Consider the following 15,742-nt stretch of genomic DNA (forward strand, 5'->3'; position numbering starts at 1 on the left):
GCAGCATCATGCGCATTCTCGTTGTCGGCGCCGGAAGCATCGGCGGATATTTCGGCGGGCGGCTGATCGAGGCGGGGGCGGATGTGACGTTTCTCGTCCGCCCGGCGCGGGCCGCGGCGCTGGCGGAGACCGGCCTCGCGATCCGCAGCGCGAAGGGAGATTTCCACGAACCGGCGCCGAAGCTCGTCACCGCCGACCGGCTGGGACCCGCGTTCGACCTCGTGCTGCTGAGCTGCAAGGCCTATGACCTCAAGGAGGCGGTGGCCGCGCTCGCGCCGGCGGTGAGCCAGCGGACGCTGATCCTGCCCCTGCTCAACGGCATGCGGCACCTCGATGTACTGGACGCGCGGTTCGGCGCCGAATCCGTGCTCGGCGGGCAATGCGTGATTTCCTCGGTGCTGGATGCCGCCGGCCGCGTGCTGCACCTGAACGACGCCCATATGCTGACCTTCGGGCCGCGGTCCGCCGGGCAGGAGGCGCGGGCGCGGGCGATCGCCGAGCTGTTCGGCCAGGCGGCCTTCACCACCCGGCTGAGCGACGCGATCATGCAGGACATGTGGGAGAAATGGGTGTTCATTGCCTCGCTCGCTGGCATCACCTGCCTGATGCGCGCCTCGGTCGGCGCCATCGTCGCGGCGGGCGGCGCCGGGATCGCGCTGGACCTGGCCGCCGAATGCGCCGGCATTGCCGCGCGCCACGGGTTCGAACTGCGGCCGGCCGCCGCGGCGCGGCTGAAGGAGTGGCTGGCGACAGAGGGATCGCCGATGACCGCCTCGATGCTGCGGGACATGGAACAGGGCGGGCGGATCGAGGGCGAGCACATCATCGGCGACCTGCTGCGGCGGGGCGAGACGGCGTCGTGCCCGTTGCTGGCGGTCGCCAACACCCATCTGCGCGCCTACGAGATTCGCCGCGCCGGCGCCTGACGGATAGCCCGGCTTGCGGCCGGGCGGGCGTGGACGCCGAGCGACTCTGCATCGTCGAGATCGGTGAGCGGGCGCAGCAGGGCGACTCGGTGGCGGGGAAAGTTGCGCAGCGTGTCTGCCAGGGCGTGCGGCGAGGACCAGCGAACGTCGCGGAACGGCGCGGCGGGACGCCGTCCGGCGAGTCCGATCAGCCAGTAGCCGCCATCGGTCGCCGGGCCGAACACGGCCTGCGCGCCGCGGAGCCGGCGCAGCGTGCCCCGCAGGTCGGCGGCGGTGATGCCCGGAATGTCGCTGCCGATGATGATGACGGGCCGGCGCGGGTGGCGGCGGAACACGCGCAGCATTCGCGCGCCGAGATCACCCCGTCCCTGCCCGGTGCGAATGAAGCCGGGGGTAGCGAGGCGCGCGTGGTGGTCCGGGGTGGCGGCGAGATGGCGGACGACACCGCGAAGACGCCGCATTTCGCGCAGCAGGCCGGACAGCATGATTCGCGACAGGCGCCAAGCCGCGCGGTCCCCCACCGTGCGGGCGAGCCGCCGCTTGCCGACGCCGAGGCGGGGGATGCGGCTGAAGACGACGATGACGGGGAGGCTCACCCGCGTCGCCATCGGTGGAACCGCTCGAGGATCGCAAGCCCGCGCGCCGAGGCATGCGCCTGCCGCCACTGCCCGGCGACGGCGCGGATCGCCTCCGAACGGGTCGGATAGGGGAAGATCGTGCCCATCAGCTTCTTCAGCCCGAGCCCGTGCTGTATCGCGAGGGTGAAGCCCGTGAGCAACTCGCCGGCCTGGGGGCCGACGATGGTCGCGCCGAGGATGCGGTCGCTGCCCTTCCTTGTCAGCACGGTGACGAAGCCTTCGGTATCGCCCTCGGCGATGGCGCGGTCGAGCTCGGCGAAATCGTAGCGGGTGATCTCGGCTTCGATGCCCCGCGCCGCCGCCTCGCGCGCGTTCAGCCCGACGCGGGCGATCTCCGGGCTGGTATAGGTCACCGCCGGCACCGCCCGGTAGCTCGGGCGAAACCGCCAGAACGGGGCGAACAGCGCGCCCAGCGCGGCATATCCGCCCTGATACCCGGCCATATGGGTGAACTGGTAGGGCCCGGCGACGTCGCCGCAGGCAAAGATGTTGGGATAGAGCGTGCGCAGCCCGTCATCGGTCTCGATCGTCCTCGCCGGGGTGAGCGGAATGCCGAGCGCCTCCAGCCCGTAGCCGCTCACCCGCGGGCGGCGACCGATGGCAACCAGCAGCCGGTCGAACGGCAGCTCGATGGTCTGGACCCCGCTGGCCGCGACGAGCGCGAACCCCGCCTCCGTGCGCGTCACCGCCTCGGCCCTGTCGCCGGTGCGGATCGCGACGCCATCGCGCGCCAGCGCCGCCGCCATTGCCGCCGAAACCTCGTCGTCCTCGCGCACCAGCAGCCGCTCCGCCATCTCCACCAGCGTCACCGCGCTGCCGAGGCGGGCAAAGGCCTGCGCCATCTCGCAGCCGATCGGCCCGCCGCCGAGAATGACGAGCCGCCGCGGCAGGTCCTCGATATCCCACAGCGTCTCCGAAGTGGCATGGGGCGCCTCGGCAAGGCCGGGAATGGGCGGCACGAAGGGTTCTGCTCCGGCCGCAATCACGATGGCGCGTGTCGTGATCGGCACCCCGTCGACGGCGACGCACCAGGGCGATTCGATCACGGCCCGTCCCCGCCTGACCTCGACGCCGAGCCCCTCGTAGCGGGCGACCGAATCATGCGGCGCGATCCCCGCGATCGCGGCGCGGACATCGGCGATCGCGGCGCGAAAATCCTTGCCCGCGCGCGCGGCGTGGAGCAGCGCCTTGGACGGCACGCAGCCGGAATTGAGGCAGTCCCCGCCCATCTCGCCGGCCTCGACCAGCGTCACCTTTGCCTTCACCGCGCTGGCGACATAGGCGGCGACGAGCCCGCCGGCGCCGGCGCCGATCACCACGAGGTTGCGGTCGAACCGCTTCGGCCGGCGAAACCGCGCATAAAGCCTGCGGGTGGCTAGCGCGTCGCGCAGGCGCGGGGCCGCGAGCGGCAGGGCGGCGAGCAGCAGCAGGCCGATGACGAGGCGCTGCGTGAGGATCGGACCATGCCCGCCGAGTGTCGCGAGCGAGGCGCCGGCATTCACATAGATCAATGTCGCCGGCAGCATGCCGATCTGGCTCGCGAGGTAGAAGCTGCGCAGCCGCAGGCTTGTCAGCCCCGCCAGCAGGTTGACCGCGAAGAACGGCACCACCGGCGCCAGCCTGAGCGAGACGAGATAGAACGCCCCGTCGCGGGCGATGCCCCGCTCGATCCGCTCGAACAGCGCGGGGAAGCGGGCGAGGGCGAAATCCCGCAGCAGGAAGCGGGCGGCGAGAAACGCAAGACTCGCGCCGATCGACGAGGCGAAGGAGACCAGCACCGTCCCCTCCGCCACGCCGAACAACGCGCCGGCGCCGAGCGTCAGCACCGCCGCCCCCGGCACCGAGAGCGAAGTCGCCGCCACGTAGAGCCCGAAATAGAGGAGGAACCCGGCGAGCGGATGCGCCGCCACCATGCCGCGCAGCCCGGCGAGATCGCCCTCCAGCCGCGCGATGCCCAGCCCCTGGCGCTGCAACGCCACCACCAATGCGACCAGCGCCAGCGCCAGTGCTGCGAAGCCGAGCGCCCGCGCAGTGCCCCGCCGCCCCGCGCGGCCGACCGTCGTCGTGCTCATGTCCGTCTTACCTCGCACTCATGCAGGAGGATGCGCCAAACACGCAGAACCGCGCGCAATGCGGATGATCGAGCGTGACCGCCCGCGATGCGTTCTCCAGCGTGGCGCCGAGATCGAATCGCGCTTCATAGGGCAGCAGCGTGCAGGCGACGATGGAAAGCGCCTCCGCCCCCTTGCGCTGCACCACCATGCGCGAGGTGCGGCACATCGCATCCGCCCCGCGCGGCCGCAGCGCCGCCCAGGCGGAAGCGCTCACGCCCGCCGCCGCCGCCGGCACGTCCATCTCCGGGAACAGCACGAGATGTTCGGGGTCGAACGCGTCGATCTCCCAGCCTTGCGCCGCGAACAGCCGGGCGAACCCCGCCCGCGTCGCCGCCTCGTCCTCCACCGCCGGGTCGAACCGTGCCGCGATCGAGGGCTGGAACCCGGAAGCGAACAGCGCGCCGATCCCCTCCAGCGCCGGCCCCCAGGCGCGTTCGCCGCGCAGCGCCGCATGGCCGGCCTCGGTATGATGATCGAGCGAGACGCGCAGATGCAAATCCCGCCCCCGCCACCCCGAGATCGCCGCCATGTGGTGGCGCATCGGCGTCATCGCGTTGGTCAGCACCAGCACCCGATAGCCCCTGTCGAGTGCCATGCCGATCAGCGCCTCGATATCCGGGTTCATGAACGGCTCGCCGCCGGTCAAGCCGATCTCCCGTAGCTCGGGATGGCGGTTCGCCGCCTCGTCCAGCACCCGCCGGAACCCGTCGAGCCGCAGCCAGGCGAGGCGGTCGTTGCGCGGTGAGCTTTCGATGTAGCAGCCCTCGCAGGCGAGATTGCAGAGCGTGCCGGTGTTGAACCAGAGCGTCTCCAGCCCTTCGAGCGCGACCGTGGCATCCGCCGCCGGCGCGCATTCCAGCCGCGTCGCCGTCGCCGCCCGCTCGGCATGCGGCAGGATGTCGAGATTGGGCCAGATCCCGCTCTCCAGCGTCCCGGCATACTCCTCCGGCAGCCCGGCGCTGCGCATCGCCGCCGCCGCCGCGTGATGATCGTAGTCGAGCGGATGCAGCACGATCTCCAACCCGGCGTCGGTGGGGGAGACGATCGAATACCAGCAGCGCGGCGTGCCGTCATTCGCCGGCATGCCGATCGCCCCGGCATTGTGCCAGACCAGATCGCCGATCCGCCGGGTGAAGCCGATGCCGCAATGCCCGGCGATCACCCCGTCGCAGCCGGTGATGCCGATCTCCCTTTCCAGCACGAGATCGGGGTCGGAGGCGAAGAGGAAGCGGTTGATCCGGCTCGGCGCGCCATGCACCACCGCCAGACGCCGCCCGCCGATCACGAGGTCGATCCGCCGGGGCAGGGCGGCCATCCAGCGCCGCGTCGCGTCGTCGATCCGCGCAACGGCATAGGCGAACCAGGCGGCGGCGAGCCGGTCACAGGACGAGCCTTCGGTAAAGCCGCAGCCGCAATCGGCAGCCCCCGCGCCGAGCTGCTCCTCGCAATTACCCATCACCGTCGCGATCCCGTGGTCGCGGATCAGCGCGGCGCAGGCTTGCGGATCGGCGCCATAGGCGACGACGTCGCCGGTGCAGATCATCCGCTCCGGCGGAATCCCGTGCGCCCGCGCCGCCTCCAGCAGCGCCCGCGTCGCCTGCAGATTGCTGTAGCAGCCGCCAAACACCAGCACCGGCCCATCCGCCTCGATCACCGGTACGGTCTCTGGCCCAATCGCCGGCGCGCTTCCCGCCATGTCGAGCATTGCCCGCCCCCTACACGCCGCGCGCCGATGCGGCGCTGAGCTGCTCAAGGGCGAGCCCCCGCGCCTCGATCCCCCCGCGCAGCCGCCAGATCAGGATGGCAACCGCCCCCAGCGCCCAGAAGCCAGCGAGCATGACGAGTGCCGCCGGCATCGAGCGCGCGCCGACATAGCCGACCAGGAAGGGCGAGAGCGCCGCGCCCACCCGCCCCACCGCGACCGAGGCGCCGATCCCCGTCGCCCGCAGCGCGGTCGGGAACAGTTCCGAGAAGGTCGGATAGGCGGCGATCCAGCTTCCCGTCGCCAGCAGGTTCACCAGCGCGAAGCCGAGCATGATCGGCCCGGCACCGAGCCCGGTCACCAGGGCGAACAGCACGAGGCCGAGTGCGGTGGCAAGATAGAACCCGCCGACCGTCCAGCTCCGCCCGATCCGGTCGAGCAGCGACGCCGCGGCGAGCCCGCCCACGGCGGCGCCGACACTGCCGGCGAGGTAGAACAGCGGCAGCCGGTCCGCCGGCAGATGCAGCACCGGCAGCACCACGATCGGCAGGAAGGCGAACAACCCGTAATATCCCGCGGCCTCGGCGAAATCGAGCGCCGCCCCCAGCAGCAACCGGCCCGGATATTGCCGCACCAGTCGGCCGAACTGCCCCGCCTCGCGGCGGATCCGGTGCACGACCGGCACCGCGGACGCCGGCGGCAGCGTCGTCAGCCCCGCCTCGATCCCGGCGACGATGGCGCGCGCATCCTCCGCCCGGTCGGCATCGATCAGCCAGCGCGGGCTCTCGGGCAGATGCCGGCGGAACCATGCCGCCGAAAGGGCGACCACGCCGCCCAGGCCAAACACAACCCGCCAGCCCAGATCCGGCGGCAGGGAAGACAGCACCAGCCAGGCCAGCAAGGCGGCGATGAAACTGCCCAGCGGCCAGAAATTCAGCACGATCGCCGCCGCCCGCCCGCGCGAGCGGCTCGGCACCAGCTCGGCGATCGCTGCGTTGATCGCCGAATATTCCGCGCCGACGCCGATGCCGCCGAGCAGCCGCAGCACCAGCAGGGCGGCGAGATTGGGCGCGAAGGCGGTGGCCAGCGTCGCCACGCCATACAAAACGAGGCTGGCCAGAAACACACGCCGCCGCCCAAGGCGGTCGGACAGCGCGCCAAACCCCGCCGCCCCGATCATCAGCCCGACGAACCATGCCGCGAGAATCACCGACATCGCGTTGCTGCCGAGCCCGAAATGCTGCCGCAACGCCCCCAGCACATTGCCGATCAGCGTCACCTCGAACGCATCCAGCGCCCAGCCGAGGCCGAACAGCAGCACCGCCGTCGTGTGGAAACGGTTCCAGCTCAGCTCCGACAGCGTGTGCAGGAGATGACTGTCCGAGGGAGGGGGGCGGAAGGGCGCCTGGTCATGAACGATCCTCTGTGCTGACGGGTTCCGGCATCGAGATATCCCGCTTCCGGAGGACGGAATGCCTTCCGGTAAGGTGCCTTACGTCCGTCAGAACACAATGGTTACAGCCTCACGCCTTCATTCTGCCATCCGGCCCTCGGGCTGATGGGCGGAGGGATCGATTCGTAAAATATAAAGATCAATTTGTTGCCTCCCGGAAGGGGCGGGACTAAGGTCTGGCCCGCTTGCCGGGGGATCCGACTGCCGACTTCAGTCCGTTCGTCAACCGGACCGGCGGGGCCGCGGATGGCCCTTGACGCGCCAATGACAGGAGCGCCCATGACATTCGACCGCGATACCTTCCGTGCCCGGCTTGCGGGCATTTCAGGGATTCTGGCCACGCCCTTCGACGGAAATGACCGTCTCGACACCGCCCGGCTCAGGCCGGTGGTGGAACGGGCGGTGGCCGCCGGGGTGCATATCCTCACCGCAAACGGAAATACCGGCGAATTCTACGCGCTAACGACCGATGAGGCCGAGCGCGCGGTGCATGCGGCGGCGGAACTGGTCGCCGGCCGGGTGCCGCTGATCGCGGGCATCGGGCGATCGATCGGCGACGCGCTGGCGCTGACCCGCGCTTCCCGCGCCGCCGGTGCCTCGGCGCTGATGGTTCACCAGCCGCCCGATCCGTTCGTCGCGCCGCGCGGCGTGGTCGAGTATGTGCGCCGGGTTGCCGAGGCCGGGCAGGGGCTGCCGGTGGTGATCTATCTGCGCAATGACGGGATCGGCCTCGATGCGATCGGCGATCTCTGCGCCATCCCCGAGGTCGTCGGCGTGAAATGGGCGACGCCGGCGCCGATGCGCCTGGCCGCGGCGATGAAGCGGGCCGATCCGGCGCTGGTCTGGGTCGGCGGACTAGCGGAGACCTGGGCACCCGCGTTCTACGCGGTCGGCGCGCGGGGCTTCACCTCGGGGCTGATCAATGTCTGGCCGGCGCATTCGCTCGCCATTCATGCCGCGCTGGAAGATGGCGACTATGCGAAGGCGCGCGCGCTAATCGAGGTGATGGAGCCGTTCGAGGCGCTGCGCGCCGAGGAGGGCAACGGCACCAACGTGTCGGTAGTCAAGGCGGCGCTGGCGCTGATGGGCGAGGATTGCGGGGCGGTGCGCCCGCCGGGCGTCTGGCCGCTTGCCGAGCGGCAGCAGGCGGAACTGCATCGGAATCTTGTGACCTGGGGTTTGCTGAAGGAGCACGCGGCATGACAGCGGAAATCGATATTGCGGAAGGGATCACCCTTCTCGGCGCGGGCCTCGTGAAGACGGGGGGTGTCGCGTTTCACGGCAGGACGGCGGCGACCGGCGAGCCACGCGCGCCCGGTTTCGGCGAGGCTGGCGCTGCCGAGGTGGCACTGGCCTGCGCGCGGGCCGAAGCGGCGTCGGTCGCGTTCGCGGACAGCACACCGGAGGCCCGCGCCGCCTTTCTCGAGGCGGCTGCGGCCAACATCATGGCGCTGGGCGACCGGCTGGTGGAGGCGGCCTGTGCCGAAAGCGGGCTGCCGCGCGGGCGGATCGAGGGGGAGCGTGGCCGCACCTGCGGGCAGTTGCGGATGTTCGCCGGCGTGCTGCGCGCCGGGCGCTTCGCCGACCTGCGGATCGATACCGCGCAGCCGGCGCGCCAGCCCCTGCCGCGGCCGGATCTGCGGCTGCGGAACATTCCGCTCGGCCCGGTCGCGGTGTTCGGGGCCAGCAATTTCCCGCTGGCGTTCTCCGTGGCTGGCGGGGATACGGCATCTGCCCTCGCGGCGGGATGCCCGGTGGTGGTGAAGGCGCATCCGGCGCATCCGCTGACCTCGGCGCTGGTGGGGCATGCTGTGGCGGACGCCGTCGCGTCCTGCGGATTGCCGGAGGGCGTGTTCACGGTGCTGTTCGGCGCGGGCAACGAGCTTGGCGGGGCGCTTGTAGCCGATCCACGCATCAAGGCGGTCGGGTTCACCGGCTCGCGCGGCGGCGGGCTCGCTCTCGCGGCGATCGCAGCGCGGCGGAAGGAACCGATTCCGGTGTACGCCGAGATGAGCAGCATCAATCCCGTCCTGCTCATGCCTGGCGCGCTGGCACGGCGCGGTGCAGGGCTCGGCACCGCTTTCGTGGGGTCGCTCACGCTCGGTGCCGGCCAGTTCTGCACCAATCCTGGCCTGCTGCTCGCCATCGAGGGCGAGGGATTGCAGGCCTTTCTCGACGCGGCACGCGCGGGTCTTGCGGCGGCGGCGGCGCAGACCATGCTCACAGGCGCCATTCGCAGTGCCTGTGAACGGGGGATCGAGGCGAGGGCCGCTGAGCGCGGCGTGGAAGAGGTGGCGCGCGGGCCGGGCGGGGCGCTGTTCGCCACGGATGCCGCGACATTCCTGGCTACACCCTCGCTCGCCGAGGAGATCTTCGGCGCAGCCGGGATACTCGTCCGCTGCCGCGACGCGGCCGAGCTGCGGCAGGTCATCGTCGGTCTCGAAGGGCAGCTGACCGCGACGCTGCATCTCGAACCCGAGGATCATGCCGCGGCGCGCGACCTGCTGCCGCTGCTGGAGCGCAAGGCCGGGCGCATCCTGGCCAATGGATGGCCGACCGGCGTCGAGGTCTGCGAGGCCATGGTGCATGGCGGACCGTTCCCGGCGACGACCGATTCGCGGACGACATCGGTGGGCTCCAAGGCGATCGAGCGGTTCCTGCGCCCGGTCTGCTACCAGGACCTGCCGGCGGACCTGCTGCCGACGGCGCTGGCGGACGGCAATCCGCTCGCCATGCCGCGGCTTGTCGACGGCGTGATGCGGGATTGAGGCATACCTACCATCCGCCGGGCCGCGGTCAGCGGCCCGTGCGGGCGCGCCAGGCGGCGAAACGGGTTTCGGTTTCCGGATCGGTCGGCGGATAGAGGCCGAGGATCGTCGCGCCGGCCTTCACCTGCTCGGTCACGAAATCCTCGAAGACCGTCATCTCCGTAGCCTCGTCGGCGAGTTCGTCGGCGAGGTGGGCGGGAATCACGATGGCGCCGTCGGCGTCGCCCACGATCACGTCGCCAGGGAAGACCGGCGCGTCGCCGCAGCTGATCGGGTCGTTGATGGCGATGGCCTGGTGCAGGGTGAGATTGGTCGGCGCGCTGGGACGCACGTGATAGGCAGGGAAGCCGAGCGCGGCGATTTCGGCGCTGTCGCGAAAGCCGCCATCGGTGACGATGCCGGCAGCGCCCCGCTGCATCAGCCTGGTGACGAGAATGCCGCCGGCCGAGGCGGCGCGGGCATCCTTGCGGCTGTCGATCACCATCACCGCGCCGGGCGGGCAGGTCTCGATCGCCTGGCGCTGCTTGTGATCGCGATCGCGGAAGACGGTGATCGGGTTGAGGTCTTCGCGCGCTGGAATGTAGCGCAGGGTAAAGGCCTCGCCGACCATGCTTCGTTCCGGCGGGCTCAGCGGCAGCGCGCCCTGGATGAACTGCTGGCGCAGGCCGCGCTTGTAGAGCGCGGTGGCCAGGGTCGCCGTGCTGACACGGGTGAGTTTTTCGCGCGTATCCGGCTTGAGCATCGGTTCCTCGCTGCCGGCCGGAAGGTGCAGGTTTCCCGGCCCATGTTGCTGGACGACAGCGCCGGCTGGCGGGATTGCCGCCCGCGTGTCGTGGTGGTGGGTGCGTAAGACAGTCCGGGATTGACCATGCATGGCGCTGTCGGGTCAATGCGCCGGCGGGGAGACCTGATGCGACCATGGCGCGGGCTGCGGTCGATCGTTCGCACTGCCGATCAACGGCAATTGACTCATCTCAATGCCGTGATCCCCTTTGCGGCCTAGTGTCCCGAATCTGAAATCCATCGGATTTCAGATTCAAAGTGGACACTGGAAAAAACAATAGTTTAGTGGCCTGCTTGTCCCTGAAATTCACCCACGAATTTCAGGGGCAGGACAATAGAGCATCATCCGATCGGACAGAGTCATCTGATCAAATAAAGATGCCATGATTTTCAATATGATAGAGCACTGCTTCGGATTTCCCTGGATGAAAGGCGGCCCGCGATGCCGAACCTGATCCGTACCGGCCTTCTGATGGCGGCATTGACCGCGCTGTTCGTGGCGATCGGCTACTGGATCGGGCGAGGAGCGGGGGCGGCCATCGCGCTCGCATTCGCCGCGGCAGGGAACTTCGTGGCATATTGGGTGTCCGACCGGGCGGTGCTGGCGATGTACGGTGCGCAGCCGGCGAATCAGGCCGCGTTTCCGCGCCTCGTTGCGCAGGTGGATCGGCTGGCGAGCAAGGCGGGACTGCCGCCACCGCGCGTTTATGTCATCGACAACGATCAGCCGAACGCCTTCGCCACGGGGCGGAACCCGCAACATGCCGCCATAGCCGTCACGACCGGACTGCTCGGGGCGCTGGATGAGGCCGAACTTGCCGGCGTGATCGCCCATGAACTGTCGCATATCCGGCACCGCGACACGCTGACGATGACGGTCACGGCGACGCTGGCCGGCGCGATCGGGATGATTTCGAACCTTGCCATTTTCTTCGGCGGCAGCGACGAGCGACGGAGTTCACCCTTCGCCGGCATTGCCGGACTGCTCCTTCTGCTTCTTGCGCCGCTGACAGCCACGCTGGTGCAGCTTGCCATTTCCCGCACCCGCGAATATGCGGCGGATGCCCGCGCCGCTTCTCTCACGGGCCAGCCGCTGGCTCTTGCCCGCGCGCTAATGCGCATCGACGAGATGGCGCGCTGGGTTCCGAATGACGATGCCGAACGCAACCCCGCGACCGCTTCGCTGTTCATCGTCAACCCGCTCTCGGGCACCACGTTCGACACGTTGTTTGCCACCCATCCACCCATCCGCGAGCGCGTGGCCAGGCTGCGGCACATGGCGCAGTTCGACGCTTCGAAAAACTAACAAATCGTTAATTTACTGGGGTGAGGGAATTGGTACACGAGGAAGGCGGGCGTGCCGAGCGAGCGGCACGCCCGTGCGGGATCAGCCCGCCTTGATCTCGATCTTGCGCTCGGCGCGGATGGCCTCGGGGCGCTTGGGCAGCGTGATCGTGAGCACGCCGTTCGCAAAGCGTGCCTCGATCTTCGATGCGTCGGCGCCGGCAGGCAGGCTGAAGCGACGCTCGAACTTGCCGTAACGCCGTTCGCAGAGTTGGTAGTCCGCTTCTGAGGTTTCCTGCTCGGTGCGTTTTTCGCCGGCGATCGCGAGCGTGTCGTCGGTGGCCTTGATCTCGACATCCTTTTCCGTCAGCCCGGGCAACTCTGCCGTGATGACGAAGGCTTTTTCCTGTTCGACGATATCCACCGCGGGAGCGCCAAGGCCGCGCGAGAGGAACGGTTCGAAGGGCAGGCTGGTGGGCAGGGCGCGACGCAACAGGCCACCGTCGAAATCCTCGAAGAGCCGGTTCACTTCGCGGCGCAGGGACTCGAACGGGCGCCAGAACTCGGGCGCCGCCTGCGGGCGGCGTTCGGGTTCCGCCGCTTTCGGCCGGGGTTCGACCTGGGTACTCGGCATGGCGATTCTCCTTTCCTGAAGACGATTTTTCAAAAACCGTCGACGGCTTGAGACGTTAGCTTTGGCTGGTGCGCCGGCATTGATCTGGGTCAACGATGACGGCGGTGATACCAGGCGCAATGTCTCGTTCGGTCCGATCGGATCGTGGATTTTGCAGCAGATTTCGGAACGTGCGGGACGGGTTCCGGCAAGCTTCTGGCGGCATCGGCCTTTCGGGCGATGCCGCGGGGCTTATCGGATGAACCGCCATCGCCTACTGGTCGGCCGGCGGTTCGACTTCCGGTGCGTCGATATCCGGCTCGGGTGTTTGCGGGCTTGGCACCTCGATTTCCGGCGCCTCGACCTCCGCGGCTTCGGTATCGGGCGTTTCACCCACCTCTGGGGGTTCGACGTCGCCCGAAGCGTGGGCGGTGCCGGGATTTCCGGCCGGGCCCTCATTCGTGCGGACCTCTGCGGCGGTGGAGGATTTCGTGGTGCTGCCGCTTGGGCCCGCCTTGGTCGCGGGCGGTTCGGATTGCGGCAGCGACGGGACTTCGGGCGTGACTTCCGTGGCCGAGATCTCGCCGTTTTCCGCGATCTCGCCGACGACTTCGACGGGGTAGAGGCCGGAGAGTCGTTGCCGGCCGGCCCGCTCGGTCGCTTCCATTCCGTCGGCGGCCAGCAGCCGGCCGTTGCCGGTCGAGCGGAAATAGTTCCGGACCTCGACCCGCGTTCCCGGCGCGCCGAGCTGGATCGGTCGCGGTTCGAGCGTGGTCAGTACAGGGTGGCCGTTGACGATGATGCCAGAGGCAACGACACGCTCGCCGGCATGGAGCCCAGCGATTTGTGCCGGGTCGGCGCGCAGGGTGAGGCGGCCTATCGTTACGTGGCCTGCCCCGGCAGTGTTCACCGCGGCTTCGAGCCGGAAGGCGTGCGTCGGCGGCAGGACCGTAACCCGGTGTGCAACCCATTCGCCATTCGCCAGGCGCTGTGCCGAGAGTCCGACCACCTGCCCGGGGCGAAGCCGCGGCGGCCGCACGCTGGCGCCGAGGGTGACCGTCTGCCGCAGCACGGTGATGACATGCCCTCCATCCGCCACGTGCGAGACCGGCCCGATGATCGCCTGCCAGGTGGCGATGCTGCGGGCGAACCCGCCATGCGCTCCGATGGCGACGCCGCGCACGAGGGCGATGTCGCCGACCCGCAGGCTCGCCACGGTTGCCGGATGACCGTCGATCGTCACCAGCGTGTCCGCGTCGATCCGGTATTCGCGGCCATTGACGAAGACGCTGCCGAATCGCTGGATGGGGCCATAGCCGACGATCGGGGCGCCGGTGCCGCCGATGCCGCCGGGGGCGCGCTGGATGCCGGTGCCGCCGATGCCGCCGGTCTCCTCGCCGATCCCGGTGCCGCCGATGCCGCCGGTTTCCTGTTCGATGCCGGTGCCGCCGATGCCGCCTGCGCCCTGGGCCCTGGCGACCGGCAGGCCAAGAGAGAGAAGTGCTGCGATCAGCAGGGCGACGACGCGGCGCGCGCGCGCGGTGTGGCTGTCAGGGGCGGTCATCGGCGTCGGTCTCGTAATAATAGACGCCGAGGCGGAGGCGGCGCAGGGCTTCGCGTTCCGGATCACCGCCGGCGGCGTCCGTGCTGGCGAGATTGCCTTCGAGCAGTTGCTCGTTGCACTGGCGCAGCAGCCGGTCCGCCATGTCGGACAGCACCGGCCGGGCGGCGTTCAGGCGGCTGGCGCCGATGCCGTTATGAAACAGGGCGCGCTCGATGAAGACCGGCGTTTCACCGGCGAGATTATGGAAGGCGCTGCGCATGTGGTCGCCGACATTGGCGCCGAGGAAGAGAAGCTTTTCCCGCGGTTCGGTGGGGGTGAAGGCGGTGCGCAGGAGGCGCAGCCGGTCGTCCGCCAGGCGTTCGACGACGCCGGCGCGTTCAAGTTCCTCGATGACGGTGCGGGCCCGCACATCGACCTTGGCCGCCCGCAGGAGGGCGTCGAAACCGGGGTCGTCCCCCTCGCCGCGGGTCGTCAGGGGCAGGGGCGCGCCGTCCGGGCCGCGGAAGGCGGCGGCCGAGACCCAGGTGCCGACCACACGCGCGGCGGCGTTGACCCCGGCCATCCGGTCGCGCGGTTCGGCCGTGTCGGGGTGCGTGGCGATTTCGCGGAGCCGCTTGACCTCGCGGCGGTTGATACCGGTGACGACGCTGATCTGGCTGTCGGTCGGGGCTTCATCGCCCTCGTGCCCGCGCAGCGCCTCGTCCACATAGACGCGCTTGAGCAGGTCGCGGAACGCGATGTAACCCAGCCCCCGCCGCATGAGATAGGCGACGAGGGGGCGCAGCAGCCGGCGCAGCATGTGTTCGATATCAGATTCCATTCCTGCACGTCCGTCGCATGCCTGTCGGTCAGCGGATCCGGCACCCTGACCCATCAAACTGTGTGATAATATCCCACATAATGCAAGATATGAAAATTGCAATTCCATGACAGCGGCATGGCGCCTTGGATCGCCATATTCCGCTATGTTAATGGAACCGCGTGACAGGGGGGTAGGATGACCACCGGAGCCGGCGTGCGAGCGAAGGGCAGGGGCAGGGGTAGGGGTGTTCTGCTGCCCGCGCTGGCCGCTCTCGCTACGGCACAATGGCCGGTGCTGGTGCATGCGGCATCACCGGCGGGATTCACCATTGGACTCGAGCCGTCCTATTTCACCGGACGGTTCGGCACCAGGCACACGATTCACATCTACGATCTGCCGCTTTCGATCACCTATCGCCATCGGAACCTTCGATTACGGATCGAGCTTCCCTACATTGCGGTCACCGGCGCCGGTATCGTTGCCGGGCAATCGATCATCGCCAGCACCGGGTCCGGCGCGGTGCGCAGCGGGCCCGGCGACATGTGGCTCAAGGCGGAGTACCGGCTTGATCGGGCGCGGGGTGTCCGGCCATCGTTCGAGCCTTATGTGAAGGTCAAGGTGCCGGTGGCCTCCTATGCCAAGGGGCTCGGCACCGGCCGCTTCGACGAGGAGGCCGGGCTGCGGATGGTCTGGCGGGCGGGTACGCGGGTGTTTCCCTACCTGCAACTGGGGTACCGCATTGTCGGCCGGTTGCCGGCACTTCACCTGCAGAACGTGGTGACGTTCGAGCCTGGCGTGGCCGTGGCGGTGGCGCCGCGCCAGTTCCTCAGCGTGATCGTGATCGGCCACACGCCGATCCAGAAGCGGCGGACTGCGGTGGCTTCTGCCATACTGGCATATAACCTGCGGATGAATTTCCGTTGGGAATTGCAGGTTTATGCGACCCGCGGGCTGACTTCGCAAAGCGCGGCGTTCGGCGCCGGCTTCGGCGTGATGGCGCATTTCTGACGCGTTTTCAATAGCTTGTAAAAGTTCATCGAACGAGGGCCGGAGCTGACGCCTGCACTCGGCGCGACTGGCTGCGCACGATCACGC

The 15,742-nt window shown here is 69.2% G+C and carries 13 protein-coding genes; 5 read left to right on the forward strand and 8 right to left on the reverse strand.

Features of this window, described 5'->3' with window-relative positions; translation table 11 throughout:
• Positions 1 to 8 precede the first annotated feature (8 nt).
• Positions 9 to 926, forward strand: coding sequence for a 2-dehydropantoate 2-reductase (gene panE / locus ACMV_RS01040; protein ID WP_013639245.1), 918 nt, complete (start codon positions 9 to 11; stop codon positions 924 to 926).
• Here the strand turns inward: panE and ACMV_RS01045 are convergent.
• The 4 genes from ACMV_RS01045 to ACMV_RS01060 are packed head-to-tail and all read right to left on the reverse strand — an operon-like array spanning position 899 to position 6,701.
• Positions 899 to 1,522, reverse strand: coding sequence for a TIGR04282 family arsenosugar biosynthesis glycosyltransferase (locus tag ACMV_RS01045; protein WP_231295328.1), 624 nt, complete (start codon positions 1,520 to 1,522; stop codon positions 899 to 901). The genes panE and ACMV_RS01045 overlap by 28 nt on opposite strands.
• Positions 1,519 to 3,636 (reverse strand): FAD-dependent oxidoreductase, encoded by a 2,118-nt coding sequence (locus ACMV_RS01050; protein ID WP_013639246.1) that lies wholly within the window; start codon positions 3,634 to 3,636, stop codon positions 1,519 to 1,521. The genes ACMV_RS01045 and ACMV_RS01050 overlap by 4 nt, the downstream gene beginning before the upstream one ends.
• Positions 3,637 to 3,643: 7 nt before the next feature.
• Positions 3,644 to 5,383: a radical SAM protein gene (locus ACMV_RS01055; protein WP_013639247.1), complete on the reverse strand. Its 1,740-nt coding sequence runs from the start codon at positions 5,381 to 5,383 to the stop codon at positions 3,644 to 3,646.
• Positions 5,384 to 5,393: 10 nt separating this feature from the next.
• Positions 5,394 to 6,701 carry an MFS transporter gene (locus ACMV_RS01060; protein ID WP_013639248.1) on the reverse strand — a complete coding sequence of 436 codons (1,308 nt, stop codon included), beginning with the start codon at positions 6,699 to 6,701 and terminating at the stop codon, positions 5,394 to 5,396.
• A 411-nt stretch (positions 6,702 to 7,112) separates the two neighbouring features.
• Here ACMV_RS01060 and ACMV_RS01065 point away from each other — a divergent pair, with 411 nt between their 5' ends.
• Positions 7,113 to 8,036 carry a dihydrodipicolinate synthase family protein gene (locus tag ACMV_RS01065; RefSeq protein WP_013639249.1) on the forward strand — a complete coding sequence of 308 codons (924 nt, stop codon included), beginning with the start codon at positions 7,113 to 7,115 and terminating at the stop codon, positions 8,034 to 8,036.
• Positions 8,033 to 9,601: an aldehyde dehydrogenase (NADP(+)) gene (locus tag ACMV_RS01070; RefSeq protein ID WP_011941344.1), complete on the forward strand. Its 1,569-nt coding sequence runs from the start codon at positions 8,033 to 8,035 to the stop codon at positions 9,599 to 9,601. The genes ACMV_RS01065 and ACMV_RS01070 overlap by 4 nt, the downstream gene beginning before the upstream one ends.
• A 28-nt stretch (positions 9,602 to 9,629) precedes the next feature.
• Here the strand turns inward: ACMV_RS01070 and ACMV_RS01075 are convergent, their stop codons facing one another.
• Positions 9,630 to 10,343 carry a ribonuclease activity regulator RraA gene (locus ACMV_RS01075; RefSeq protein ID WP_011941345.1) on the reverse strand — a complete coding sequence of 238 codons (714 nt, stop codon included), beginning with the start codon at positions 10,341 to 10,343 and terminating at the stop codon, positions 9,630 to 9,632.
• Positions 10,344 to 10,826: 483 nt separating this feature from the next.
• Here ACMV_RS01075 and ACMV_RS01080 point away from each other — a divergent pair, with 483 nt between their 5' ends.
• Positions 10,827 to 11,690, forward strand: coding sequence for a M48 family metalloprotease (locus ACMV_RS01080; protein WP_007422024.1), 864 nt, complete (start codon positions 10,827 to 10,829; stop codon positions 11,688 to 11,690).
• An 81-nt stretch (positions 11,691 to 11,771) separates the two neighbouring features.
• Here the strand turns inward: ACMV_RS01080 and ACMV_RS01085 are convergent, their stop codons facing one another.
• The 3 genes from ACMV_RS01085 to ACMV_RS01095 all read right to left on the reverse strand — a co-directional run bounded on the left by ACMV_RS01085 (position 11,772) and on the right by ACMV_RS01095 (position 14,665).
• Entirely contained in the window at positions 11,772 to 12,395 is a 624-nt protein-coding gene (locus tag ACMV_RS01085) for an Hsp20/alpha crystallin family protein (RefSeq protein WP_231844458.1), read from the reverse strand.
• 160 nt (positions 12,396 to 12,555) lie between these two features.
• Complete coding sequence (locus ACMV_RS01090; RefSeq protein WP_013639250.1) at positions 12,556 to 13,845, reverse strand: DUF5666 domain-containing protein; 1,290 nt, start codon at positions 13,843 to 13,845, stop codon at positions 12,556 to 12,558.
• Complete coding sequence (locus ACMV_RS01095) at positions 13,832 to 14,665, reverse strand: DUF6502 family protein (protein WP_007422021.1); 834 nt, start codon at positions 14,663 to 14,665, stop codon at positions 13,832 to 13,834. Before ACMV_RS01095 ends, ACMV_RS01090 begins: the two co-directional genes overlap by 14 nt.
• Positions 14,666 to 14,842: 177 nt before the next feature.
• Here ACMV_RS01095 and ACMV_RS01100 point away from each other — a divergent pair, with 177 nt between their 5' ends.
• Positions 14,843 to 15,655 carry a hypothetical protein gene (locus tag ACMV_RS01100; RefSeq protein ID WP_013639251.1) on the forward strand — a complete coding sequence of 271 codons (813 nt, stop codon included), beginning with the start codon at positions 14,843 to 14,845 and terminating at the stop codon, positions 15,653 to 15,655.
• Positions 15,656 to 15,742 lie beyond the last annotated feature (87 nt).

Origin of the sequence: Acidiphilium multivorum AIU301, assembly GCF_000202835.1 — a bacterium.
In the GTDB taxonomy this organism is placed as follows: Bacteria; Pseudomonadota; Alphaproteobacteria; order Acetobacterales; family Acetobacteraceae; genus Acidiphilium; species Acidiphilium multivorum.